This is a genomic window from Bradyrhizobium sp. MI1.3 (genome assembly GCF_055811695.1).
In genome coordinates, this window is record NZ_JBVVPQ010000090.1 from 1 (window position 1) to 24,869 (window position 24,869).

Genomic DNA, 24,869 nt, shown 5'->3' on the forward strand with positions numbered 1-24,869 from the left:
CGCGCAAGATTCCGCCAAGTGCCGGTGGTGGCGAAGGAGTAGCCCTCAAGGTCGTCCTGGCGAAAGCCAGGACCCATTACCCCAAATGCCGGTGTTGCCCCCACACCGCTGACCACCAGCCTGCCCCTTGCAGAGTGGGGTGGCTATGGGTCCTGGCTTTCGCCAGGACGACACCGGCATGTGTGGCTCGTCGTTCCCATATACCCACGCTACGCTGCGCGAATCTTGCCGAGGAAGTCGCTGACCTCATGGCCGAGCTGGCGGCTCTGGCTCTCCAGCATCTCGGAGGCATGCTTCACGTTGTCGGCGGCGGCGGCAGCAGCGTCAGCATCGGATTTGACGCCGGTGATGTTGTCCGAGACGTTCTTGGTGCCCTGCGCCGCAAACTGAGTGCTGCGGGTGATCTCTTGCGTGGCCGCACCCTGCTCCTGCACGGCGGCAGCGATTGCGGTCGCGACCTCGTTCACTTCGCCGATGATGCCACCGATGGTCTGGATCGCGCTGATGGCGTCGCCCGCGACCTTCTGGATGTCGGCGATCTGCTCGGAGATCTCCTCGGTCGCCTTGGCTGTCTGGCTCGCCAGCGACTTCACCTCGGAGGCGACCACGGCAAAGCCACGCCCGGCTTCTCCGGCGCGGGCGGCCTCGATCGTGGCGTTGAGCGCGAGCAAATTGGTCTGCTGCGCAATGGTGTTGATCAGGCCCACGACCTCGCCGATGCGACCGGCCGACTTCTGAAGTCCCTGCACCGTGCCGTCGGTCTCGCGTGCCTGGGTCACGGCGCGGCTGGCGATACCCGCGGCATGCGCGGCCTGCTGGCTGATGTCGTTGATCGAGGCGCTGAGCTCTTCCGCTGCGGCGGCGACGCTGTCGACGCTCATGGAGGCGTCGTTGGAGGCCTTGCCCGCGACCTGAACGCGGTCGTTGGTCTGCCGCGACACCGCGGAGAGATCGCCCGAGGTCTTGCGCATCTCGCCGGAGGCTTCGCTCAACTCGCCGAGCGTCTTGCGCACCGCGCCCTCGAACTCGCCGACATAGGTCTCGACGGCGCGCTGGCGCGCGGAGGCGCCCGCATTGCGTTCGCGCTCCTGCGCCTCGATCGTGAGCTTCTCGTTGGCCTGCTGCTTGAAGGTCTCCAGCGCGCCGGCAAGCGCGCCGATCTCGTCGTTGCGATCGAGATAGCCGCTGTCGACAGCAAGGTCGCCGCCGGCGACCTTCAGCATGGCGTCGCGGATGGTGTTGAGCGGAGTGATGACGCGGCGGCTGACCAGCATGATCGCGCCGACGGCAAGCCCCACGGCGAGCGCCAGCAGCGTAAGCTGTACGATCAGTGCGCGCTCTGCGGCGCCGCGCTGCTCCTGGGTGTGGATCTTGGCAGCATCGAGCGCACCTTCTGCCACTGCGACCGCGCTCGCCATCCGGCCGACCGTGAGCGGGCTCCATTGGTTCGCCGTCATCTCGGGCTTCTCACCCTTGACCAGCGCGTCCGCGAGACGGTCGCGCAAGGCCAGATACTGCGGCTCGAAATAGGAGGTCTTGGCGGAGGCCATCGCGGAGGCGAGCCCCGCCGGCAACTGCATGCCGGCCGTCGACAACTCCAGCGCCTTCCACATCGCGCTCGTGCCGCCGACATGTTGGGTATAGGCGTAGCGGCCCTCCGGCGTGATCTTGCCGGCGGCCAGCCCGGTCGAGACGATCAGCGAAGCTTCGCCTGCTGTGTTGCGGAGCAGCCAGGCGTTCTGTTTGATCGACAGCAACTGGTCGATCGCGGCGTCCAGGTGATTGACGGTGGCGGCCAACGTGTTCGAGAGCTTGTCGAGCGTGTCGAGCAGGCCCTGCGTCGTTTCCATGTATTCCTTGGGCAGGCTGGCGCGGCGCTGGTCCTTCGGCTTGGCGACATCCTCCCAGAACTGCTTCTGCTCCTCGATCAGCAGCTTATAGAGGCGCGCGAGCTCCGGTACCAGAGTGCCCGATTGCGGAAAGTCCATGGCCGGCAGCAGCGCGAGCGCGCGCGCCATGGCGGGCATTTGGGCATCGCGCAGGGCGCGCAGATATTTCTCGATTTCGCCGTCCATCGGCTCGGTCGCGTTCAGCAGGCGGACCGTGGTCGAGCGGTCGGTGCGCAGATTGTGCATCGCCTTGAACAGATCGGCGGACGTGTCGGCGATCTGCGAGATGCGATTGGCGGTCTTCAGGCGATCCCAGGACTCGTAGGCGGTAAGGGAGAGCACGATCACCACGCAGACCGACGTGATCGCGATCACCGCCTTCAGCAGCGCGGATACGGTCAGACGATTCAGCATCGAAGTCCCCCCAATTCCCAATACAAAGTTCGTGAAGTCGCCCCGGCAACAACAGAAAAAGGGGCCCGTAAGACGAGGCAATCGCATGCCGTTTGCGGCTCACGGCCCAAACGGTTTCCGCATCTCAAAGGAAAAGGGTAAAGTTTTAGGCCGGCCGGCTGATCGTAGAAGTACGTATTTACTAGAAGTTGCAGAGGGTTGCGTCGATGGAACCAAGCCGGGAGTTGCGCGTTAGGAGAGGGTCAGCAATTTTGCCTAAAGGGGGGTCCTAGCGATGCTGGTCGGCGTACTCGTCACCTTTCTCGTCGTCATTCTCGTACTTTATCTCATCAACATGCTGCCGATGGACGGCCGCGCCAAGCAGATCGCGCGCGTCGTCGTCATCATCATCGGCATCGTGTCGCTACTGAAATATCTGGCCGTGTTCTAGCCGCGCTTTCGTAGCCCGGATGGAGCGCAGCGCAATCCGGGTCTTGCCCCAATCGATAGCGGCTTCGGATTACGCTCCACTCCATCCGGGCTGCTGCGCCAACAAAAAAGCCCCGGCGTGAGCCGGGGCTTTTGGTGCTCGCCTATTCGGGCCTATCCCGCCCCTTTGGCCTCGCGGCGGCGGGCGGTGAGGATGTATTCGGTGTAGCCGTTCGGCTGCTCGCGCCCCTTGAAGACGAGGTCGCTAGCCGCCTTGAAGGCCGTGCCGTCGAAGGCGGGCGCCATCGGCTTGTAGAGGGGATCGCCCGCGTTCTGCTTGTCGACCACGACCGCCATGCGCTTGAGCGATTCCATCACCTGCGCTTCGGTGATGACGCCCTGGTGTAGCCAGTTGGCGAGGTGCTGGCTGGAAATGCGCAAGGTGGCACGATCCTCCATCAAGCCGACGTCGTGGATGTCAGGCACCTTGGAGCAGCCGACGCCCTGGTCGATCCAGCGCACGACGTAACCGAGGATGCCCTGGCAATTGTTGTCGATCTCCTGCTTGACGTCGTCGGGCGCCCAGTTCGACTTCGACACCGGGATGGTGAGGATGTCGGAAAGCTTTGCGCGTGGGCCGCCCTTGGCGAGCTCCTGCTGGCGCGCGGTGACGTTGACCTGGTGGTAGTGCAGCGCGTGCAGCGTCGCGGCGGTCGGCGAGGGCACCCAGGCGGTGGTGGCACCGGCCTGCGGATGGGCGAGCTTCTGCGCCAGCATGTCCGCCATCTTGTCCGGCGCGGCCCACATGCCTTTGCCGATCTGGGCATGGCCGGGCAGGCCACAGGTCAGGCCCATATCGACGTTCCAGTCCTCATAGGACTTGATCCAGGGCTGCGCCTTCATCTCGTTCTTGCGGATCATCGGACCCGCCTCCATCGAGGTGTGGATCTCGTCGCCGGTGCGGTCGAGGAAGCCGGTGTTGATGAACATGATGCGCTTGGAGGCGCGCTGAATGCAGGCCTTGAGGTTGACGGTGGTGCGCCGCTCCTCATCCATGATGCCGACCTTGAGCGTGTTCTCGGGCAGCGACAGCATCTTCTCGACGCGGTCGAAGATCTCGCAGGTCAGCGACACCTCGTCGGGGCCGTGCATCTTCGGCTTGACGATATAGGCCGAGCCGGTGCGGCTGTTCTTGACCTTGGAGTTGCCTTTCAAGTCATGGACAGCAAGAAGCCCGGAGACGGCAGCGTCGAGCAGGCCTTCCGGAATCTCCTCGCCCTTTTCGTCCAGCACCGCGTCGGTGAACATGTGGTGACCGCAATTGCGCATCAGGAGCAGGCTGCGACCGTGCAATTTCACTTCGCCCTTGCCGTCAGGCGTCTTGTAGCTGCGGTCGTCGTTGAGCGAGCGCGTCAGCGTCTTGCCGCCCTTCTCGAAATCGGCCGAGAGCGTGCCGTTCATCAGGCCGAGCGTGTTGCGATAGACCAGCACCTTGTCCTCGGCATCGACGGCCGCGACCGAGTCTTCCATGTCGAGAATCGTGGAGACCGCGGACTCCATGACCATGTCCGCGACGCCGGCCGGATCGTCCTTGCCGATCGCGCTGGTGCGGTCGATTTTCACCTCGACATGCAGGCCGTTGTTGGCGAGCAGCACCGCGCTCGGTGCGGCTGCGTCGCCCTGGAAGCCCGCGAATTGCGCGGCGTTCTTCAGCGCGGTGGCGTTGCCGCTCTTCAGCTTCACCGCGAGCTGGCCCGCGACCACGCTATAGGCGGTGACGTCGGTGTGACTGCCGGTCGCCAGCGGCACGGCGGCATCGAGGAAGGCCTTGGCCTTGGCGATCACCTTGTCGCCGCGCGCCTTGTTGTAACCCTTGCCGCTCTCGGATGAATCGTGCGGGATCGCGTCGGTGCCGTAGAAGGCGTCATAGAGCGAGCCCCAGCGCGCATTCGCCGCGTTCAGCGCGTAGCGTGCGTTGGTCAGGGGCACGACGAGCTGCGGGCCGCAGATCTTGCCGATCTCTTCGTCCACATTTTCGGTCTCGACCTTCTGCGTCGCCGGCTCCGGGACGAGATAGCCGATCTCCTTCAGGAAGGCCGTATAGGCGTTGAGGTCGAACGCCTTGCCCTTGTTGGCGCGGTGCCAGTCGTCGATCTTGGCCTGCAACGTGTCGCGCACCGCGAGCAGCGTGCGGTTCTTCGGCCCCAACTCCTTGATGATGGCGGCGAGCCCGGCCCAGAACGCATCCGGCGCGATCCCCGTCTTCGGGGCCGCTTCCTTGGCGATGAAATCGAACAGGACGGGAGCGATCTTCAATCCGTGGGCGTCGACGCGTTTCATGATGGGCTTTCTTGTTGGAAATGGCTGTTTTTGGCTGCTTTTGACCCGACAGCAGCAAAATGCGCTCCAAGGAGCGGCTTTCGGGGTCTTATTAGCCCCAAAATCGGGGCCGTGAGAAGGCCCCCAAAAGTTGTCAAAATGTCAAGACGAGGTGGGGAGCGCGGACGCGCCGTGCCCTTGATGCCCGCTGCTGAAGCATTCGGCGCGATCTCTCCCCGGCGTCGTCCTGGCGAAAGCCAGGACCCATTACCCCAGGGAGGAGTTAGGCGAAGACTCGTCCCGGTACTGCTGCCGTCCCAACCGATAAATCACGCGGTATGGGTCCTGGCCTTCGCCAGGACGACAGCACGGGTCGGGGCAGCAGCCCGGCTCAAATATTCGCGGCGAGGTCCACGAGTTCGTCGAACAGCACGCCGGTCGTCTTGAGCATCCGTTCGATCTCGTCCGCCGCCTCGGCGACCGTCCGCGTCGAGGTGTCGATCACGAGCTCAGCGGCTTGCGGCGTCTCGTAGTCGTTGCCGATGCCGGTGAACGACGCGAGCGTGCCGGCGCGGGCCTTCTTGTAGTGGCCCTTGGGGTCGCGCTCCTCGCAAATTTCCGCCGGCGTCGCGACGTGAATCTCGCGGAACGCAGTGTCGGCGATGCGGCGCGCGGTGGCGCGGTCCTCGCGGGCGGGCGAGACGGCGGCGACAATGGCGATGTGGCCGTTGCGGGCGAGATGCGTCGCGACTTCGGCGAGACGGCGGATGTTCTCGCTGCGATCGGCGGCCGAGAAGCCGAGATCGCTGTTGAGCCCGGCGCGTAGCGTATCGCCGTCGAGCAGGATCGGCGAGCCGCCATTGCTGAACAGCCGCCGCTCCAGCGCTTTTGCGAGAGTCGACTTGCCGGAGGCGGGGAGGCCGGTGAGCCAGACCACGGCGCCGTTGTGACGATAGCGCGCGGAGCGCTCGTCGGGCCGCAGCGCGGATTCCACCGGCACGATGTCGACGGGCAGAGCGCGCTGACCGGCGTCGACCGACAGCACGAGACCGCCGCCGGCGATGCGCCCGGACACCTCGATCACGAGACGGCCGGTGCGCGGATTCTCGGTGTAGGGATCGGTGGCAATCGGATTCGAAAGGGAAATGTCGATCTCGCCGACATGGTTGCGCCCGATCGCCTTGTTCTCGACGCTCGACAGCTCGCCGGGATCGACCGCCTTCTCGATTGCGACGACAGTGGCGCGGCTTTCCTTCGGTCCGCAGCGAACCAGGAGCTGGTCGCCCTTGGCCAGCGGCTTGTCGTGCAGCCAGAAGATCCGCGCGCGCAGCCGTCGCGTCTCGCGCGGCGCGCTGTTCGTATGCGCGATGATATCGCCGCGTTCGAGGAACAGCTCGCGGTCGAGCGTGATGCCGACCGAGCGGCCTGCGCCCTGACGTCCTGCGACCGGCGTCACCGGCCAGCTCTCGACCGTCTTGATCCTGGCGATCTTGCCGGCCGGCATGATCACGATTTCGTCGCCGGCAACCAGGCTGCCGGATTCGATCCGGCCCGCAACAATGCGGCGATCGTCGAATTTGTAGATCGCCTGCACCGGCAGGCGCAGCGCCAGCGCTTCCAGCGGCCGCGCCGGCTCGAGCCGGTCGAGCGCCTCGACCACGGTCGGACCCTTGTACCAGTCGATGCGGTCGGTGCGCTCGGCGACGCCGTCGCCGTCACGGGCGGAAATCGGGATCACGGCCGTGGGCTTCACGCCGAGGCCTTGCAGATGCGCCGAGATCTCGTCGCTGATCTCCTTGAAGCGTTCGGCGGAGAAGTCGACGCGGTCCATCTTGTTGACGACGACAGCGACCTGCTTCACGCCGAGCAGATGCAGGAGATAGCCGTGCCGCCTTGTCTGGTCGCGCACGCCTTCGAGCGCGTCGATGATCAGCACCGCGCCGTCGGCCTGCGAGGCGCCGGTGATCATGTTGCGCAGGAATTCGGCGTGGCCGGGTGCGTCGATCAGCACGATGTCGCGCGAATTGGTGCGGAAGCGGATCTGCGTGGTGTCGATGGTGATGCCCTGGTCGCGCTCGGTCTGGAGCGCGTCGAGCAGGAACGACCATTCGAACGGCATGCCGCGCCGCGCGCTGACGGCCTTGAGCATGTCGAGCTTACCGTCGGGCAGGCTGCCGGTCTCGTGCAGCAGGCGGCCGACCAGCGTCGACTTGCCGTGGTCGACATGGCCGACGATGACGATGCGGACCTGCGGACGCGTGGTGCCGTTCGGGGTGGCGGGCGAAGCGGGGGTGACGATCATGTTCATACGACGCTCGCGTCCTTGATCAGAGATAGCCGGCGACACGCAGGCGCTCGAAAGCGTCCTCGGTCTCGTGATCGAGCGCGCGGCCGGAACGTTCCGGCACCTTGGTCTGCTCGAGTTCGATCAGGATCTCGTCGATGGTCGACGCGTTTGAGGCGACCGGATTGGTGATGTCCTGATCACCCAGCGAGCGATAGCGCTTGCCGTTTTGCGACAGATACAGCGGGATGATCGGGATGTTCTCGCGCTTGGTGTAGGCCCAGATATCGGACTCGGTCCAATGCAGGATCGGATGGATGCGCAAATGCGCGCCTTGCGGCGGCGACGCATTGAAATGGTCCCAGAACTCCGGCGGCTGATCGCGCACGTCCCAATTGCCCTCCAAGCCGCGCGGCGAGAACACGCGCTCCTTGGCGCGCGTTGCCTCCTCGTCGCGGCGGATGCCGGCGATCAGTCCGTCGAAACCGTATTTGGCGAGCGCCATCTTGAGGCCCTCGGTCTTGCGCGCGGCGGAACGGGCAGCCGGCGGCAACGTTGGGTCGACGGCATCAATCGGCGGGCAGGGCTCGACGCGTAGATCGAGATCCCATTTCTTGCCGTAGTGATCGCGGAAGCGATACATCTCCGGAAACTTCTTGCCGGTGTCGACATGGAGGGCCGGGAACGGCAGACGGCCGAAGAACGCCTTGCGCGCCAGCCAGATCATGACGTTGGAGTCCTTGCCGAGCGACCACAGCAGGGCAATCTTCTTGAGGCGGCCGAAGGCTTCGCGGAAGATATAGATGCTCTGGGCCTCGAGCTGGTCGAGATGGTCCATGCTCGGTGCCAGGTCGGCAGAAAATTCTTGCGCGGGCACGCGCTCGGCGAGAGCGGGGCTGCTCAGCCCGCCAGCGGTGGAATTGTCCTTGAGAAGATGCATCTCTGCCACTTTGCGTTTGGAGGCGAAAATTCTATAGTTGCGGTGCAAGAGAGAAGAAAAAATTTTCTCTTTGCGCGCTAGAAACGACACATATATAGAAAATAATTCCAGTCAACCCCGGATCTGGGGGGAGCGAGTATCGTATGCGGTTCTTGCCGGTGTTCCTCGATCTCAAGGCCGGTCCGGTGGTCCTCATCGGTGCGGGTGAGCTTCTGCGCGCCAAGCTGCGCGTTCTGGCCGCTGCCGGTGCGCGCATCCGCGTGCATGCGATCGACGGCAATCAGGACCTGGGTCTGAGCTCCGAGGACGCGGCGCGTATCAACATCGCGGCCGCCGACCCGCTGACCGCCGATCTCTCGGGCATCATCGCCGTCGTTTGCGCCGGCGCCGGCGATGTCGGCGTGGCGATGTCGGCCCGCGCCAAGGCACTCGGCCTGCCGGTCAATGTCATGGACGATCTCGCGCATTCGAGCTTCATCTTCCCGGCGATCGTCGATCGCGGCGATGTCGTCGTCGCCGTCGGCACCGGCGGCACGTCGCCGGTGGTGGCGCGGCGCGTGCGCGAAAAGATCGAGGCGCTGCTGCCGGCGCGCATCGGCGAGCTGGCCGAATTCATCGGCGGCTTCCGCAAATCCATCAACGAACGTATTGCCGAGTTTCCGCTGCGCCGCCGCTTCTGGGAGCGCATCATCGACGGCCCGATCGGCGCCGCCGTTCTGGCCGGCCGCAAAAGCGAGGCGGACGCTGCGCTCAAGGCGATCTCCGATCCATCCGCGTTCGCGCGGGCCGACAAGCCGGAAGGCTCGGTCGCGCTGGTCGGCGCCGGTCCGGGTGATCCGGATCTGCTCACCATCAAGGCGCTGCGCGCGCTCCAGGACGCCGATATCGTCTTCCATGACGAGCTGGTCTCGCCCGAGATTCTCGATCGCATCCGCCGCGACACCACGCGCGTGCCGGTCGGACGCCGCGTCGGCAAGCCCGGCATCGGGCAGGACGCCATCAACAAGCGCATGATTGAGGCCGCGCAATCCGGCCAGCGCGTGGTGCGGCTGAAGGGCGGGGATCCCTTCGTGTTCGGTCGCGGCGGCGAAGAAGTCGAAGCCCTGCGTGCCGCCGGCGTTGCCTATTCGATCATTCCCGGCATCACCGCAGGGCTCGGCGGCGCCGCCGATTTCGAGGTGCCGCTCACCTACCGTCATGAAGCCACCCGCATCACCTTCCTCACCGCGCACAAGGCGCGCGACGCGGAAGTCGTGGACTGGTCGACGCTGACCGACACCAGGATGACCGTCGTGGTCTACATGGGCATGACGGCTGCGCCGGCCATACGCGCCGGTCTCCTGGCCGCCGGCCGTTCGCCGGAGACGCCCGTCGGCGTGTTCGCCCGCGTCACGCGTCCCGATGCGCAAGGCGCGATCGGCACGCTGCGCGACCTGCCCGAACTGGTGCGCCGGACCCATGGCGGTCCCGCCATTCTCATCATCGGCGACGTGGTCCGGCATGCCGGCTCGCTTCGCCGCGAAACCGCCGAGAAAACCCCAAAGCAAATCATCTCTGACCTATTGGATGCAGCCGAATGACCTCCCCGCTTGAACAGAAGAAGATCAAGATCGCCGGCCCCTCGGTCGTGACCGCCAATCGCACCTGGGACGGCATCGTGGTGTACCGTACCGCCGCCAAGAGCTGGTCCGCGGACCTGTCGGAAGCTGCGATCGTGCGCAACTCCGACGAGGCGAAAGCGTTGCTTGCCGAGTCCGTGGCCGATGACGTCGGCGCGATCGGTCCCTATATCGCCCCGGTACAGGTCGGCGCCGACGGCAAGGTCGAACCCGGCAATCTGCGCGAACAGATCCGCCGCACCGGCGTGACCATCGGACAGCCGGTCCAGGTTTAAGGCATTCTCTCATGTACGCTTACGACGAAATCGATCGCACGCTCGTCAACGAGCGCGTCTCGGAATTCCGCGACCAGGTGAAGCGCCGCCTCTCCGGCGAGCTCACCGAAGACGAGTTCAAGATCCTGCGGCTTCAGAACGGCGTCTATCTGCAACTGCACGCCTACATGTTCCGTGTCGCGATCCCCTACGGGACGCTGGCGTCGAACCAGTTGCGGGCGCTGGCCCACGTCGCGCGCAAATACGACCGCGGCTACGGCCATTTCACCACGCGGCAGAACATCCAGTTCAACTGGATCAAGCTCGCCGAACTGCCGGACGCGCTGGCTGATCTCGCCGAGGTCGGCATCCATGCGATGCAGACCTCCGGCAACAACATGCGCAACGTCACCTCGGACCAGTGGGCCGGCGTCGCGCCCGGCGAGATCGAGGATCCCCGTATCTGGTCGGAGCTGATCCGCCAGCACACCACGCTGCATCCGGAATTCTCGTTCCTGCCGCGCAAGTTCAAGATCGCGATCACCGCGTCGGATCACGATCGCGCCGCGATCAAGATCCACGATATCGGCCTGCGTCTGATCAAGAACGAGAAGGGCGAAACCGGCTTCGAGGTGCTGGTCGGCGGCGGTCTCGGCCGCACGCCGTTCATCGCCAAGACCATCAAGCACTTCGTCCACGGCCGCGACATCCTCAGCTACATCGAGGCGATCCTGCGGGTCTATAACCAGTACGGCCGCCGCGACAACATCTACAAGGCGCGCATCAAGATCCTGGTGCACGAGCTCGGCATCGAAAAATTCTCGCGCGAGGTCGAGGAGGAGTGGCAGCATATCCGCAACTCCTCGCTCCAGATCGACGACGAGGTGATCGAGGACATCCGCTCGCGTTTCACCTACCCCGCTTACGAGAAGCTGCCGCACAATCCGGACGAACTGCGCCAGGCCGCGGCCGATCCGGATTTCGAGGCATGGCGCAAGAACTCGGTCGCCCCGCACAAGAACCCGGGATATTCCATCGTCACGATCTCGCTGAAGCCGATCGGCGCGCCTCCGGGCGATGCCACCGCCGAGCAGATGGATGCGCTCGCCGATCTCGCCGACAAATATTCCTTCGGTGAGATTCGCGTGGGCCACGAGCAGAACCTGGCGCTGCCGCATGTCGCCAAGCGCGACCTGCCGGGCTTGTGGAAGGCGCTCGACAAGCTCGGGCTGGCAACCCCGAACGTCAATCTGATCACCGACATCATCGCCTGTCCGGGCCTCGACTATTGCTCGCTGGCGAATGCGCGCTCGATTCCGATCGCGCAGGAGCTGACGCGGCGCTTCGCCAACCACGAACTCGCCAATCTGATCGGCCGGCTCCACATCAACATCTCCGGCTGTATCAATGCCTGCGGCCATCACCATGTCGGCCATATCGGCATTCTCGGCGTCGAGAAGAACGGCGAGGAAGTCTACCAGATCACCATCGGCGGCCGCGCCGACGAGAGCGCCGCGCTGGGCAATCTGATCGGTCCAGGCGTCAAGTTCGACGAGGTCGCCGACGTGGTCGAGGACATCGTGGAAGCTTATCTGGCGCTGCGCGAGCGGCCCGAAGAGCTGTTCATGGACACGGTGAAGCGCCTCGGCGTCGAACCCTTCAAGGAGCGCGTCTATGCCACTCGTTAACGGCGGAAAGATCGCCGACGACAGCTTCGTCAAGCTCGCCGTCGACACGCCGCTACCCGAGAGCGGCGATGTCCTGGTCCCGGCCGAGCGTTTCATCGGCGAGGTGGATACGCTGCTCAAGCGGGCCGGCAAGGTCGGCGTGATCTGGCCGAACAATCGCGACATCGCCGAACTGGTGCCCTACCTCGGCAAGATCGCCGTGGTCGCGCTGGTCTTCCCGACCTTCCGCGACGGGCGCGCCTACAGCCAGGCGCGGCTGCTGCGCGAGCGTTACAACTACCGCGGCGAATTGCGGGCCACGGGCCAGGTGCTGCGCGACCAGTTCGTGTTCATGCTGCGCGCCGGCTTCGATTCCTTCGAGGTCAAGAAGCAGGCCGACGCGGAAGCCTTCATGCAGACCGCGAAGCGCTATTCGGTGTTCTACCAGCCGACCGGCGATGGCCGCATCACCGCGCTGCACCGGCGCATGCAGCTGCGCCACTCCGAAGGTGTCGGCACATGAGCGTCATCGCGCCTCAGGTTTCGCCCATATCCGGCTCTGCGCCGCCTTCGGCGCAGGAACTTGATCGTGCCTTGCGCGATGCCTCGCCCGCGGAGGTCATCGCAGCGGCCTTGAAGGCGGTCGGTCGCGACAAGCTCGCGCTGGTGTCGTCCTTCGGTACGGAATCGGCGACGCTGTTGAAAGTCATGGCCGACGTCGATCCGGCGATCCCGGTGATTTTTCTCGACACCGGCTGGCTGTTTGAGGAGACGCTTGCCTATCGCGATACGCTGATTGCGATGCTCGGCCTGAAGGATGTCCGCTCGATCAAGCCGGCGGAGGAGACGCTGGCGCGCGAGGATGGCGATCGCGACCTCTGGTTCTCCGATCCGGATGCCTGCTGCCGTATTCGCAAGGTCGAGCCGCTGGCGCGTGCGCTGAAACCGTTCGATGCATGGCTCAACGGTCGCAAGCGCTTCCAGGGCAGTACCCGCGCCGACATTCCTGTGGTCGAAGACGATGGCACAAGGTTGAAGTTCAACCCCTTCGCCAATGTCTCGCGTGAGGAACTCGAAGCGATTTTCGTCCGCGCCAAATTGCCGCGTCATCCACTGGCCGCCTCCGGTTTTCTGTCGGTTGGGTGTATGCCTTGCACCAGCAGAACGGCCGAAGGCGAGGACGCACGCGCCGGTCGCTGGCGCGGCCGAGCGAAGACAGAATGCGGCATCCATACGATGAAGATTTCGTAGCACAGTCGCGCTGCCCGGCTACGAACAAGGAAATCCGGTTCCGTTGACTTGAGCGCGTTTCGACCCGAGTTATGCCCGCATGCCATCGATGACACAGATGTCGTCGAGGTAAATGGAGATGGACATGATGCGCCGTATCGTCCCGCTCGCGGCAGGCCTCCTCGTGACGGCTTCTTTGGCAAGCTCGGCTCTCGCTGCTGACATCAATCTGCTGAACGTGTCGTACGATCCGACGCGCGAGCTCTATGCCGAGTTCAACAAGTCGTTCGCGGCTGCCTATCAGAAGGAAACCGGCAAGAGCGTCGAGATCAAGCAGTCGCATGGCGGCAGCGGATCGCAGGCGCGCGCGGTGATCGACGGATTGCAGGCCGACGTGGTGACGCTGGCGCTTGCCTACGATATCGACGCCATCGCCGGGAAAGGGCTCACCGCAGCCGACTGGCAGAAGCGACTGCCGCAGAATTCATCGCCCTATACCTCCACCATCGTGTTCCTGGTGCGGAAGGGCAATCCCAAGGCTATTAAGGACTGGGACGATCTGCTCAAGCCGGGCGTTGCCGTGATCACGCCGAACCCGAAGACGTCGGGTGGTGCGCGCTGGAATTATCTTGCCGCCTGGGGCTTTGCGCAGAAGAAATACGGCTCGGCCGACAAGGCCAAGGACTTCATCGGAAAACTCTACCAGCAGGTTCCGGTGCTGGATACCGGCGCGCGCGGCGCCACCGTGACCTTCGTCGAGCGCGGCGTCGGCGACGTGCTGCTCGCCTGGGAGAACGAGGCGTATCTCGCGCTTAAGGAATTCGGCCCCGAAAAGTTCGAGATCGTCGCGCCGCCGCTGTCGATCCTCGCCGAGCCGCCGGTTACGATTGTCGACAAGGTCGCCGATAAAAAAGGCACCCGCAACGCTGCCGACGCCTACCTTCAGTACTGGTACACCAAGGAAGGTCAGGAGATCGCCGCGCGCAATTTCTATCGTCCTGGCGATGCCGAGATCGCGAAAAAATACGAAAACGCCTTCGCCAAGGTCGAACTATTCACGATCGACAACGTTTTTGGTGGTTGGACCAAGGCGCAGAAGGAACATTTTGCCGACGGTGGCGTCTTCGATCAGATTTACAAGAACTGATCGGGCGCCGTCGGAGGGGCTTTAGCAGGGGGCCTGGTGAGCGTAATCGCAGCACGACGCCGGACATTGCCGGGCTTTGGTCTCACCATGGGACTGACGCTTTCCTGGCTGACCCTGATCATCCTGATTCCGCTCGCCGGGCTGTTCCTGAAATCGCTTGAGCTGAGCCCCGAGCAATTCTGGAACATCCTCTCCAGCCGCCGCACCCTGAACGCGCTGCGGGTGTCGTTCGGACTCGCTTTCGCGGCGGCCTGCGTCAATCTGGTAATGGGCAGCATCATCGTCTGGGCGCTGGTGCGCTACCGCTTTCCGGGCCGGCGCATCTTCGATGCCATCGTTGATGTGCCGTTCGCACTGCCGACGGCCGTTGCCGGCGTCGCGCTGACCGCCCTGTTCGCCGAGAAGGGCTGGCTGGGTGCGCCGCTTGCCGCGCTCGGCATCAAGGTGGCGTTTACGCCGGTCGGCATCTTCGTCGCCATGATCTTCATCGGCATCCCCTTCGTGGTGCGTACGGTGCAGCCGGTGCTCCAGGATATCGACCCCGAGATTGAGGAAGCCGCGGGCAGTCTCGGCGCCAGTCGCTGGCAGACCATCATTCGCGTGATCCTGCCCTCGCTGGGGCCGGCGCTGCTCACGGGCCTCGCGCTCGCCTTCGCCCGCGCCGTCGGCGAATACGGCTCGGTGATCTTCATCGCCGGCAATCTGCCCAACGTCTCCGAGATCGCGCCGCTCCTGATCGTGATCCGGCTATCGGAGTTTCGCTATGCCGACGCGACCGCGATCGCCGTCGTCATGCTCGTCGTCTCCTTCGTCATCATCTTCGCCGTCAACCGGCTCCAGCGCTGGGCGCAGAGCCGGATACCTGTGCGCTGAGGAGGATGCGATGACGATGCAGATCGCAGATTCCGTCTCACTTTCGGCTCCGGACGCCAGGGCACGCGCGCATGCCGCGGCCGCACGCAACAATCTCCGCACCGAGCCAAAGGCGGTCCGCATCGTCATCATCGCGCTGGCGGTGATCTTTCTCACCATGTTCGTCGTGCTGCCGCTGGCCCTGGTCTTCGCACAAGCTTTCTCAAGGGGCGTCCTCGCCTATCTCTCCGCGCTCGCCGACCCGGAAGCGTTGTCCGCGATCAAGCTGACGCTCGTGGTGGCGGCCATCTCGGTTGGTCTCAATCTCGTGTTCGGTCTCGTCGCGGCCTGGGCGATTGCAAAATTCGAATTCTCGGGCAAGACCTTCCTGATCACGCTGATCGATTTGCCGTTCTCGGTCAGCCCGGTGATCTCGGGTCTCGTCTTCGTGCTGCTGTTCGGCGCGCAGGGCTATTTCGGCGGCTGGCTGCGCGATCACGACATCCAGATCCTGTTCGCGGTGCCCGGCATCGCGCTTGCGACCACCTTCGTGACCTTCCCCTTCGTGGCGCGGGCGTTGATCCCGCTGATGCAGGAGCAGGGCACGCAGGAGGAGGAGGCCGCGATCTCGCTCGGCGCCTCGGGCCTGCAGACCTTCTTCCGCGTCACGCTGCCCAATATCAAATGGGGCGTGCTCTACGGCGTCCTGCTCTGCAACGCGCGCGCGATGGGCGAGTTCGGCGCGGTCTCCGTCGTCTCCGGCCATATCCGCGGCGAGACCAACACCATGCCGCTGCTGGTCGAGATTCTCTACAACGAATACCAGTTCGTCGCGGCGTTCGCGATCGCCTCGCTGCTGGCGATGCTGGCGCTGATCACGCTGATCGCCAAGACCGTTCTGGAAAATCACCTCGACGAAGGACATGACGCAAGTGAGCATTGAAGTCAGGAATCTCGTCAAGAAGTTCGGCAGTTTCAAAGCCCTCGACGGCGTCGACCTCAAGGTCAATGACGGCGAGCTGCTGGCGCTGCTCGGGCCGTCTGGCTCGGGCAAAACAACGCTGCTGCGGATCATCGCCGGGCTCGACTGGCCCGATTCCGGCGAGGTGTCCTTCAACGGCGAGGATGCGTTGGCGCAGGGCGCGCGCGAGCGGCACGTCGGATTCGTATTTCAGCACTACGCGCTGTTCCGCCACATGACGGTGTTCGAGAACGTGGCCTTCGGGCTGCGCGTGCAGCCGCGCGCGATCCGCAAGGACGAAGCGACCATCCGCGCGCGCGTCAAGGAGCTGCTCGATCTCGTGCAGCTCGACTGGCTCGCCGACCGTTATCCGAGCCAGCTCTCCGGCGGCCAGCGCCAGCGCATCGCGCTGGCCCGCGCGCTCGCGATCGAGCCGCGCATCCTGCTGCTCGACGAACCCTTCGGCGCGCTTGATGCCAAGGTGCGCAAGGAGCTGCGCAAATGGTTGCGTTCGCTGCACCACGAGATCAACGTCACCTCGATCTTCGTCACCCATGATCAGGAGGAGGCGCTCGAAGTCGCCAACCGCGTGGTGGTGATGGACAAGGGCAAGATCGAGCAGATCGGCTCGCCCGATGACGTCTATGAGAGCCCGGCGACCGCCTTCGTCCACAGCTTCATCGGCGAATCCATCGAGCTTCCGGTCCTGATCGCCGAGGGCGTCGTCAGGCTTGGCGACCGGCCGCTTCGGCTCGCGGCAGACGGGCATGCGCCTGGCGCGTCAAGACTGTTCGTGCGGCGACACGACATGTTGGTTGGCCCGCCCGGCAGCGGTGCCTTTGAGGGCGCCGTGCGGCATGTCCGGAATTTCGGTCCCGTGCAGCGAGCCGAGGTGGCACTATCAGGCGGAGAAACCATCGAGATTGACGCTCCCCGCGACAGGGAACTGCGCGCCGGCGACACGATCGGCCTGGAGCCCCGCCGCTACCGGATCTTTGCGGGCACCTGAGCAGGCGCGACGGATCAATTTTTCCTCAATATTCACCTTTCAGCCACGGTTGGTATGCAACAACGGCCCCTGATTTGGGGGCTCCTGTTCATGCGCGCCGCGGCCGCGATACTCATTCTTTTGCTGCTCGCCGGCTGCGCCGGCAACGAGGCACCGGTCCAGCAGCCGTCCATGTATGCCGATATGTCCGTTCCGGGCTCCAAGCTCGATGCGCAGGCGGCCGCGATCATGATCTCGCAATACCGCCAGAATAACGGGCTCGGGACCGTCGTGATCGATCCTGCCCTGATGAGTCTCGCCGAATCCCAGTCCCAGGCCATGGCTGCCGCCAACAAGATGGACCATGACGTCCGCGCGCCGCTGGCCAAGCGCCTCAGCGCCGGCGGCTATCCGGCGACCGTTGCGGTCGAGAACGTCTCGGCCGGCTATCATACGCTGGCGGAAGCGTTTTCCGGCTGGCGCGACTCGCCCCCGCACCGCGCCAACATGCTCAAGAGCGGTGTCACAAAATTGGGCATCGCGGCGGGCTATGCTCCCGGCACCAAATACAAGGTGTTCTGGACCATGATCCTGGCCTCGACGGACGCCCGATAAGCCAGACTTGATCCCGGGATGCATTGACGCCGCGGCAGACTGTCGCCACGGTCGCTCGCCATCTGCTACTGTTCCCGCATGATTGATCATAGTCCAGAAGTCGCAACAATCCCCGCGAACGCGCAACGTGTCCTGGTCCTCCAGGGCGGCGGCGCGCTCGGCTCCTATCAGGCCGGCGCCTTTCAGTCGCTCTGCCATGCCGGCTTCGAGCCGGACTGGGTCGCCGGCATCTCGATCGGCGCGGTCAATGCCGCGATCATCGCCGGCAACGAAGGGCAGACGCGCGTCAAGCGGCTCAAGGAATTCTGGGAGATGGTCTCCGCGCCGGTGCCGTGGAAGCCGATCGGCAAGAGCGACCACAGCCGCGAGCTGTTCAACTCGACCAGCGCCGCATTGATCGCGACCTTCGGCGTGCCCGGCTTCTTCACGCCGCGCATTCCGCCCGCGCCGCTCTGGCCGCCCGGCAGCCCGCAGGCCGAGAGCTATTACGACACCGCACCGCTGAAGAAGACGCTGGAGCGTCTGGTCGATTTCGACCGCATCAATGATCTGAAGACGCGGCTGTCGGTCGGTGCCGTCGGCGTCACTTCCGGCAACTTCAAATATTTCGACAATTTCGAGTTCAGGAAGCTCGGCAAGAAAATCGGCCCCGAGCACATCATGGCCTCCGGCGCGCTGCCGCCCGGCTTTCCGTCCGTTGTGATCGAGGGCGAGCATTATTGGGATGGCGGCATCGCCTCCAACACGCCGCTCGACTACGTGCTGGACGCCGAGACCGACCGCGATCTTCTCATCTTCCAGATCGACCTTTTCAGCGCTCGCGGCGATCTGCCGACCTCGCTGCTCGAGGCGACCGAGCGCGAGAAGGACATCCGCTTCTCGAGCCGCACGCGGATGAACACCGACAAGAACAAGCAGGTGCACAACGCCCGCAGGGCCGTGCGCGACCTGATTTCCAAATTGCCCGATTATCTCAAGAACGACCCTTCCGTGGAATTCCTTGCCAAGGTATCGCGCGAAAGCACTGTGACTGTGGTGCACCTGATCTACCGCAGCAAGAACTACGAATCCTCGTCCAAGGATTACGATTTCTCGCATGTCGCCATGGTCGAGCATTGGGAAGCCGGCGTGCGTGACGTGCATCTGTCGATGCGCCACAAGGACTGGCTCGAGCGGCCGCAATCCGGCGAGACCATGGTGACCTACGATCTCACGGGGGACGTCACTGCGCCCCCGCCAAAAAGGAGCGAGTAATATGGGAAGTCTGTCAGGCAAGAACGCCGTCGTGACCGGGTCGACCAGCGGCATCGGGCTCGCCTATGCGCGCGCCTTCGCCGCCGCCGGCGCCAACGTCGTCATCAACGGCTTCGGCTCGCCGGAGGACATCGAGAAGGAGCGCACCAAGATCGAGTCCGATTTCGGCGTGAAGGCGGTCTATTCGCCCGCCGACATGACCAAGCCCGCCGAAATCGCCGGGATGATCGCGCTCGGCGAGAAGAGTTTTGGTTCGGTCGACATCCTCGTCAACAATGCGGGCATCCAGTTCGTCTCGCCGATCGAGGAATTCCCGCCGGAGAAATGGGACCAGATCATCGCGATCAACCTGTCCTCGGCCTTCCATGCCATTCGCGCCGCCGTCCCGGGCATGAAGAAGAAGGGTTGGGGCCGCATCATCAATACTGCTTCCGCGCACTCGCTGGTCGCCTCGCCCTTCAAGTCGGCCTATGTGTCGGCCAAGCACGGCATCGCCGGCCTGACCAAGACCGTGGCGCTGGAGGTCGCGACCAGCAAGATCACCTGCAACTGCATCAGCCCGGGCTATGTCTGGACGCCGCTGGTGGAGAAGCAGATCCCCGACACCATGAAGGCCCGCAATCTCACGCGCGAGCAGGTCATCAACGACGTGCTGCTCGACGCGCAGCCGACCAAGGAGTTCGTCACCTCCGAGCAGGTCGCGGCCCTCGCGCTGTTCCTGTGCGGCGACGATGCCGCGCAGATCACCGGCACCAACCTGTCGATCGACGGCGGCTGGACCGCGGAGTAGTTCGGCGGTGCCGTAGGGTGGGCAAAGGCGCGTCAGCGCCGTGCCCACCATTGTTTGTTCGAATGAGGAAAAAAGTGGTGGGCACGCTTCGCTTTGCCCACCCTACAAGATGATATCGGACGACGCCGTTCTCCGTTCAGTGCGTCCAGGCCAGCGCCGTCTCGAATGCCGAGGACAGGTGCAGCTCCGCGAACATGATCTTGCCGGCGACCACGAACAGCACGCAGGCAAGTGTCAGGCGCAGCACCGTCTCGGGCACGCGTGTCGCGCTAAAGCTGCCGACGACGATGCCGGGCAGCGAGCCCAACAGCAGCACGCCCATCAGCGCCCAATCCACGTCGCCAAGCGCCCAATGCCCCATTCCGGCGATCAGCGTCAGCGGGACCGCATGGGCGATGTCGGAGCCGACGATGGTCGCCACCGGCAGTCGCGGATAGAGCAGCAGCAGAACGGTGACGCCGACCGCGCCGGCGCCGACCGATGAAATCGAAACCAGCACGCCGAGCACGATTCCGGTGACGACGGTCGCGATCGCCGTGGTGCGGTCATCGACCTGCTCCAGGCGCCGGCGATAGCGCTCCATGATCGATCTGCGGAAGATCAGCGAGGTCGCAGTCAGCAGCAGTGCGAAGCAGAGCACGAGGTTGACGAGATTGCGCTCGGAATCGCTCTTGAGGTCGAGCTTCCACAGCACGAGCAGCGTCAGCGCGCTCGCCGGAAGGCTGCCGCAGGCGAGCCGCAGCACCGCCGGCCAGTGCACGCTGCGCGACCAGCCATGCACCACGCTGCCGCCGGTCTTGGTGGCGGCGGCATAGAGCAGGTCGGTGCCGACCGCGGTCGATGGATGAATCCCGAACAGCAGGATCAGCAGCGGCGTCATCAGCGAACCGCCGCCGACGCCGGTCATCCCGACCAGCAGGCCGACGCCGAAACCGGAGGCGACGTAGAGTGGATCGATCATGTCCAGGGAATCTTAGGTTTATCTCGTCAGTTGGGCAATATGACGTAGAATAAACTTTCCCTGCGGCGCAACCGCTTGCACCGAATAAGAAAAATCCTCCTGCAGGGGGGCGGAGCGGAGGCGTTTTCTCCAATTCATCGCCCTCTCGCGAAACGGACATTTCGGTTAGACGTCAAAACCGGAATCCAGAGCTTCGGTTCTCATTCAATCAGAACCGATAACGCTCTAGACTAGGCATATTGCTTTCCGGGCTCATTCAGCCCCGCGACCGGTCGCGGTGACGTGTGGCGGATGTGGACGATATGGATGACGTCGCCACGGACACGGTAAAACATCCGGAATGGGTAGCGGACGACCGCTGCGACACGAACCTCGGAACGGTGCGCAACGCGTGGCGCCGAGAAAGGCGCGACACGGACACGTTCCACGACGTCAACGAATCTCTGGCCGACAGCTTCCGCGATCACAGGGCTGGCGTTGCTGGCATAATAGGTCGCGATGTCCGCGAGATCAGCAAGCGCCTCTCGCGTCCAGACGACCTTCATCCGCGCCCAAATTTCGCGAAGGCCTCCGCAACCTCGGCATCCGTAGCGACCTCGCCGCGATCCATCGACGCCAAGGCCGCGTCGATGCTTCGCAATTCCTCTTGCGTTGCAAGATACTCGCCGCCGAGCAGCTCACTCTCGATTTCGCTTGCAATGGCAACCAACTCCTTCTGGGCCTCTTCAGGCCAAGTCTGGGCACGTTCCAGAAGGTTTCGCAGATCGCTTGCAGCCATGGATCCGACTATATCAGGCGGCGGATGGCTTTCCAATCGCCTTGAGCCGATGGCTAGCGTCCGAACGCCAGCACGTGCAGGCCGAGCCGTTGTCGCACGATCCAGAACAGCAGCACCGTCTCGAAACTGAGCGAGATCGAGGTCGCGGCCGCAGCACCGTGGCCGCCGAAGCGCGGCACCAGCGCGATGCAGAGCACCAGGTTCATCGCAAACGCCAGCGCATAGGCCAGCGCGCAGATCTTCTGCTGGCCGAGCATGTTGAGCAGCCGTTCGACCGGGCCGATCGCGGAACGGACCACGAGGCCGATCGCGGCGACGAACATGATGTCGTAGCCGACCACGAATTGCGGTCCGAACAGCCAGAGCAGCGGCTTGCCGAGCGCGAGCAGCACGATGGTCGCCGCCAGCGACGGCCAGAACGTCCAGTTGATGGCATGCGCCACGTAGGCCGACAGCCGCGCCTTGTCGCCCGCAGCGTTGTATTCGGCGAAGCGATGCGCTGTTGTCGCCGACATCGCGTAGTGGATGAAGGAGACCAGCGCCAGCGTCTTCACCACGGCGAAATAGACGCCGACCTCCTCGGAGGGGCGGAACTGCTGCAGCACCAGCACGTCGGTGTAGGACAGCAGCAGGTAGAAGCTTTCGACCAGCAGGATCGGCAGCGACACGGCGAGCCAGCCGCCGATGTCGTAGGCCTTGGGGCCCGGCTCGATATGACCGCCGAGCTTGCGGTTCAGCACCACCATCTGCCCGGTCATCGCGATCCACACCGCGCCGGCGCTCGCGACCATCGCGGCGACCGCGCCGAGATGATAGCCGAGCAGGAAGGCGCAGGCCGTGATGACGATGATCAGCGCCTGGCGAATGATGAATTGCGGCATCAGGCCGAGCTGCATCCAGTCATGCGAACGCGCGATGCCGTCCTGGGTGTTGGCGACGACGAAAGCGGGCAGCGTCATGCAGCCGATATAGAGCGGCAGCTCTTCGGCCGGATCGATCCAGGGCGACAGCAATTTGACGATACCGGCAAGGCCGAGCGACACCAGTGCGGAAACGGCAAAGGTCAGCCAGCGGCTGCCCGAGAGAAAGCCGCGGAGCAGCGCATGCTCGCCACGGCCGCGGTATTCCGGAATGATTTTTTGCGCGGAGGCCGACATGCCAAAGTCCATCATGCTGCCGAGCAGCAGCACCCAGGTCCAGACATAGACATAGACGCCGTAGTCCGACGTTCCCATCCAGCGCGCGAGCAGGACCTGCGAGAAATAGGCAAGACCGGCGCTGATCATGCGGATGACGAAGATGGTGCCGGCCAGCCGCCGCGTCAGCGATGCCTCGCTCGACCCGCCCGTCAATTTGTCGCGCAGCCGCGCGATGAGGGCGGCAGGTCCGGTCGTTGCGGGTTCTGCATCCATCACGGCCAATTCGAAGGGTCCCCGAGGCGCACACGCGCATGCCGCGGAAGGCTTCTGCGCTAGCCTTGGGGATTAGCAACCATTCGTTAAGATTCGGTTGGGTGGAGTGTGTTGCAACTCCAACGTCGACCTGGCGAAAGCCAGGACCCATCACCCCAGGGAGAGGTTTGGCGAAGATTCGAGGTTAGCAGTTTCGCGCCACCACTACGCCTTGGGGGTAATGGGTCCTGGATCTACGCTCCGCTTGTCCAGGACGACAATCACTCCAAATTGGTATTGAACTCGTACGACTTCTCCGGTCCGACCAGCGTGAACTTCAGCGCTGCGCCGTCGGGCTTGGCGCCCGGCGGCAGTCCGTCGAGCTCGAAAGAAAATCGCTTCACGCCAGGTGGGCTGGGCTCGACCGGTGCCGGGATGGGCAACGCCCAATCAGGCGTCGGGCCTTCCACGTAGAGATTGACGGTGCGCGCATCGGGCGCGACCACGTCGACCACGACATTCTTGGGCCCGTCACGCTTGACGTCGCGGATGGTGAGCGGGTTGGGATCGCCGATGGTGGCAGGCTTGGGCACGGTGTCGAGCGCTGCACGCAGATTGGCGTCCTCGGTCGAGGCGACGCTGTTGAAGCCGAGCTCGGCGCGGGCCTCGACGGGAATGCACAGCTTTTCGCACACCGCATAATTGATTTCGGCGCGCAGCGTCACCGGCTTGTCGGCCGCCTTGGCGATGATGCGCAGGGGCAGCACGATCTGGTTGTGATAGCCGATCGAATGGCCGCCCGCGCCGTCGTCGAATTTCTGCGGGGCCGGCCACATCACCGTCACCGCTTCGACATTGTCGGATTTCGAGAAATCGAAGCGCGGCGGAACGCCGGAATCGCCCGGCATGCGCCAATAGGTCTTCCAGCCGGGCTGGATCTGGAAGGCGATACCGCCGAGCAGGACGGCGCCGCTGCGCGATCCCGCCAGCAACCGCACCGCGGAATGTCCGTCGCGTTGCCATGGCGATGAATCGTCGGCATGGGCATCAAGCGCCAGCGACGACGCGAGCAGGGTTGTCGCGACGCCAACCGCCGCACGCAGGGGAACTCTTGTCAGCATGGTACGTCTTTACAGGGTGACCCCGCGGCAAACCATTGAATTGCTTGTGATGGATGCACTTGAATCGAGTCCCTGCAAGCCTTGATTTGACAGCCGGTCGGCCCGACATCAGGATAGGAACTGAAACCGGAGTGCTTCACCGATGGCTCCCACAGGCAAGAGGACGGGCGAAAGCACCCGCAAGTCAGCCCCCGCGCTCCCGAGTTCGGCGGGCTACCTCGACGGCCAGCTGTTGATCGCCATGCCCGTGATGGGCGACGAGCGCTTCGAGCGCTCGGTGATCTATCTCTGCGCCCACTCCGCCGAAGGCGCGATGGGCATCATCGTCAACCACCCGGCCGGCAGCATCGACTTCCCCGAGCTGTTGGAGCAACTCGGCATCATCAAGAAGGGCGAGCACATCAAGCTGCCGGAGAATGCCGAAAGCATGAAGGTGCTACGCGGCGGTCCGGTCGATACCGGCCGCGGCTTCGTGCTGCATTCCAGCGATTTCTACATCGAGAACGCGACGCTCCGGATCGACGACGGCGTCTGCCTCACCGCGACCGTCGACATCCTGCGTGCGATCGCCAACGGCTCCGGTCCCAAGCACGCCATCCTCGCGCTCGGCTATGCCGGCTGGGCGCCGGGCCAGCTCGAGACCGAAATCCAGAGCAATGGCTGGCTGCATTGCGACGCGGATTCGGATTTGATCTTCGGCGACGACGTCGACGAAAAATACGGACGCGCGCTGCGCAAGATCGGCATCGATCCCGGCATGCTCTCGAACGAGGCCGGGCACGCGTAGCGCCATTCTCGCTGCCGTGTATCGCCCTCCGCTGTCATGCCCCGGCTTGACCGGGGCATCCAGTACGCCGGGGCGTATCGGCTCTATCGCAGCTGTCTCGGAGTACTGGATCGCCCGGTCAAGTGTTTAGACCGGACAGATCACTGACAGGTGTTCGGAGACATAGCTGACACATCAAAATGGGCTGGTCTGGTCGATTC

General features: G+C 64.2%; 23 protein-coding genes. 14 read left to right on the plus strand and 9 right to left on the minus strand.

The window, feature by feature from the left end:
• Positions 1–209 precede the first annotated feature (209 nt).
• Positions 210–2,303 (minus strand): methyl-accepting chemotaxis protein, encoded by a 2,094-nt coding sequence (locus tag AC0L3A_RS35740; protein WP_219682894.1) that lies wholly within the window; start codon positions 2,301–2,303, stop codon positions 210–212.
• A gap of 274 nt (positions 2,304–2,577) precedes the next feature.
• Between AC0L3A_RS35740 and AC0L3A_RS35745 the strand changes: the two genes are divergently transcribed.
• Positions 2,578–2,733 carry a Thivi_2564 family membrane protein gene (locus AC0L3A_RS35745; RefSeq protein ID WP_007599832.1) on the plus strand — a complete coding sequence of 52 codons (156 nt, stop codon included), beginning with the start codon at positions 2,578–2,580 and terminating at the stop codon, positions 2,731–2,733.
• 152 nt (positions 2,734–2,885) lie between these two features.
• On the opposite strand, the gene AC0L3A_RS35750 is transcribed toward AC0L3A_RS35745, so the two are convergent.
• The 3 genes from AC0L3A_RS35750 to cysD form a co-directional block, all read right to left on the minus strand.
• A complete protein-coding gene (locus AC0L3A_RS35750; protein WP_007599834.1) occupies positions 2,886–5,051 on the minus strand; it encodes a malate synthase G in 2,166 nt (721 codons plus the stop codon).
• Positions 5,052–5,421: 370 nt separating this feature from the next.
• Complete coding sequence (gene cysC, locus AC0L3A_RS35755) at positions 5,422–7,338, minus strand: adenylyl-sulfate kinase (RefSeq protein ID WP_007599836.1); 1,917 nt, start codon at positions 7,336–7,338, stop codon at positions 5,422–5,424.
• A gap of 19 nt (positions 7,339–7,357) precedes the next feature.
• Positions 7,358–8,152 carry a sulfate adenylyltransferase subunit CysD gene (gene cysD, locus AC0L3A_RS35760; RefSeq protein ID WP_035995422.1) on the minus strand — a complete coding sequence of 265 codons (795 nt, stop codon included), beginning with the start codon at positions 8,150–8,152 and terminating at the stop codon, positions 7,358–7,360.
• 245 nt (positions 8,153–8,397) lie between these two features.
• On the opposite strand from cysD, the gene cysG reads away from it, so the two are divergent.
• The 12 genes from cysG (at position 8,398) to AC0L3A_RS35820 (ending at position 19,631) form a co-directional block, all read left to right on the plus strand.
• Complete coding sequence (gene cysG / locus AC0L3A_RS35765; protein ID WP_007599840.1) at positions 8,398–9,834, plus strand: siroheme synthase CysG; 1,437 nt, start codon at positions 8,398–8,400, stop codon at positions 9,832–9,834.
• On the plus strand, positions 9,831–10,148 hold the full coding sequence (locus tag AC0L3A_RS35770; RefSeq protein ID WP_007599842.1) for a DUF2849 domain-containing protein: 318 nt from the start codon (positions 9,831–9,833) through the stop codon (positions 10,146–10,148). The genes cysG and AC0L3A_RS35770 overlap by 4 nt, the downstream gene beginning before the upstream one ends.
• A gap of 11 nt (positions 10,149–10,159) precedes the next feature.
• The gene (locus AC0L3A_RS35775) at positions 10,160–11,815 is read left to right on the plus strand and encodes a nitrite/sulfite reductase (protein WP_007599843.1); all 1,656 of its coding nucleotides are present in this window, start codon (positions 10,160–10,162) and stop codon (positions 11,813–11,815) included.
• A complete protein-coding gene (locus AC0L3A_RS35780) occupies positions 11,802–12,317 on the plus strand; it encodes a DUF934 domain-containing protein (RefSeq protein ID WP_007599845.1) in 516 nt (171 codons plus the stop codon). Before AC0L3A_RS35775 ends, AC0L3A_RS35780 begins: the two co-directional genes overlap by 14 nt.
• Complete coding sequence (locus tag AC0L3A_RS35785) at positions 12,314–13,045, plus strand: phosphoadenylyl-sulfate reductase (RefSeq protein WP_007599847.1); 732 nt, start codon at positions 12,314–12,316, stop codon at positions 13,043–13,045. Before AC0L3A_RS35780 ends, AC0L3A_RS35785 begins: the two co-directional genes overlap by 4 nt.
• 112 nt (positions 13,046–13,157) lie before the next feature.
• On the plus strand, positions 13,158–14,171 hold the full coding sequence (locus AC0L3A_RS35790) for a sulfate ABC transporter substrate-binding protein (protein WP_473256131.1): 1,014 nt from the start codon (positions 13,158–13,160) through the stop codon (positions 14,169–14,171).
• An 87-nt stretch (positions 14,172–14,258) separates the two neighbouring features.
• A complete protein-coding gene (cysT, locus tag AC0L3A_RS35795; protein WP_007599849.1) occupies positions 14,259–15,044 on the plus strand; it encodes a sulfate ABC transporter permease subunit CysT in 786 nt (261 codons plus the stop codon).
• 10 nt (positions 15,045–15,054) lie between these two features.
• Positions 15,055–15,966 (plus strand): sulfate ABC transporter permease subunit CysW, encoded by a 912-nt coding sequence (gene cysW, locus AC0L3A_RS35800; RefSeq protein ID WP_007599850.1) that lies wholly within the window; start codon positions 15,055–15,057, stop codon positions 15,964–15,966.
• Positions 15,956–16,993 (plus strand): sulfate/molybdate ABC transporter ATP-binding protein, encoded by a 1,038-nt coding sequence (locus AC0L3A_RS35805; protein ID WP_007599851.1) that lies wholly within the window; start codon positions 15,956–15,958, stop codon positions 16,991–16,993. Before cysW ends, AC0L3A_RS35805 begins: the two co-directional genes overlap by 11 nt.
• Positions 16,994–17,083: 90 nt before the next feature.
• The gene (locus tag AC0L3A_RS35810; protein WP_007599852.1) at positions 17,084–17,587 is read left to right on the plus strand and encodes a CAP domain-containing protein; all 504 of its coding nucleotides are present in this window, start codon (positions 17,084–17,086) and stop codon (positions 17,585–17,587) included.
• Positions 17,588–17,665: 78 nt separating this feature from the next.
• A complete protein-coding gene (locus AC0L3A_RS35815; protein ID WP_007599855.1) occupies positions 17,666–18,841 on the plus strand; it encodes a DUF3734 domain-containing protein in 1,176 nt (391 codons plus the stop codon).
• A 1-nt stretch (position 18,842) separates the two neighbouring features.
• On the plus strand, positions 18,843–19,631 hold the full coding sequence (locus AC0L3A_RS35820) for a 3-hydroxybutyrate dehydrogenase (protein WP_007599857.1): 789 nt from the start codon (positions 18,843–18,845) through the stop codon (positions 19,629–19,631).
• Between the two features lie 136 nt (positions 19,632–19,767).
• Here the strand turns inward: AC0L3A_RS35820 and AC0L3A_RS35825 are convergent, their stop codons facing one another.
• The 5 genes from AC0L3A_RS35825 to AC0L3A_RS35845 form a co-directional block, all read right to left on the minus strand.
• Positions 19,768–20,592 carry a sulfite exporter TauE/SafE family protein gene (locus AC0L3A_RS35825; protein WP_007599859.1) on the minus strand — a complete coding sequence of 275 codons (825 nt, stop codon included), beginning with the start codon at positions 20,590–20,592 and terminating at the stop codon, positions 19,768–19,770.
• 230 nt (positions 20,593–20,822) lie between these two features.
• Positions 20,823–21,137, minus strand: a complete 315-nt coding sequence (locus tag AC0L3A_RS35830; protein WP_007599861.1) for a type II toxin-antitoxin system RelE/ParE family toxin — start codon at positions 21,135–21,137, stop codon at positions 20,823–20,825.
• The gene (locus AC0L3A_RS35835) at positions 21,134–21,370 is read right to left on the minus strand and encodes a hypothetical protein (RefSeq protein WP_007599863.1); all 237 of its coding nucleotides are present in this window, start codon (positions 21,368–21,370) and stop codon (positions 21,134–21,136) included. Before AC0L3A_RS35835 ends, AC0L3A_RS35830 begins: the two co-directional genes overlap by 4 nt.
• 53 nt (positions 21,371–21,423) lie before the next feature.
• Positions 21,424–22,791 (minus strand): flippase, encoded by a 1,368-nt coding sequence (locus tag AC0L3A_RS35840; RefSeq protein ID WP_473256132.1) that lies wholly within the window; start codon positions 22,789–22,791, stop codon positions 21,424–21,426.
• Between the two features lie 251 nt (positions 22,792–23,042).
• Positions 23,043–23,882: a protein-disulfide reductase DsbD domain-containing protein gene (locus AC0L3A_RS35845; RefSeq protein ID WP_007599865.1), complete on the minus strand. Its 840-nt coding sequence runs from the start codon at positions 23,880–23,882 to the stop codon at positions 23,043–23,045.
• 142 nt (positions 23,883–24,024) lie between these two features.
• On the opposite strand from AC0L3A_RS35845, the gene AC0L3A_RS35850 reads away from it, so the two are divergent.
• Positions 24,025–24,669, plus strand: a complete 645-nt coding sequence (locus AC0L3A_RS35850; protein ID WP_007599866.1) for a YqgE/AlgH family protein — start codon at positions 24,025–24,027, stop codon at positions 24,667–24,669.
• The last annotated feature ends 200 nt before the right edge of the window (positions 24,670–24,869 follow it).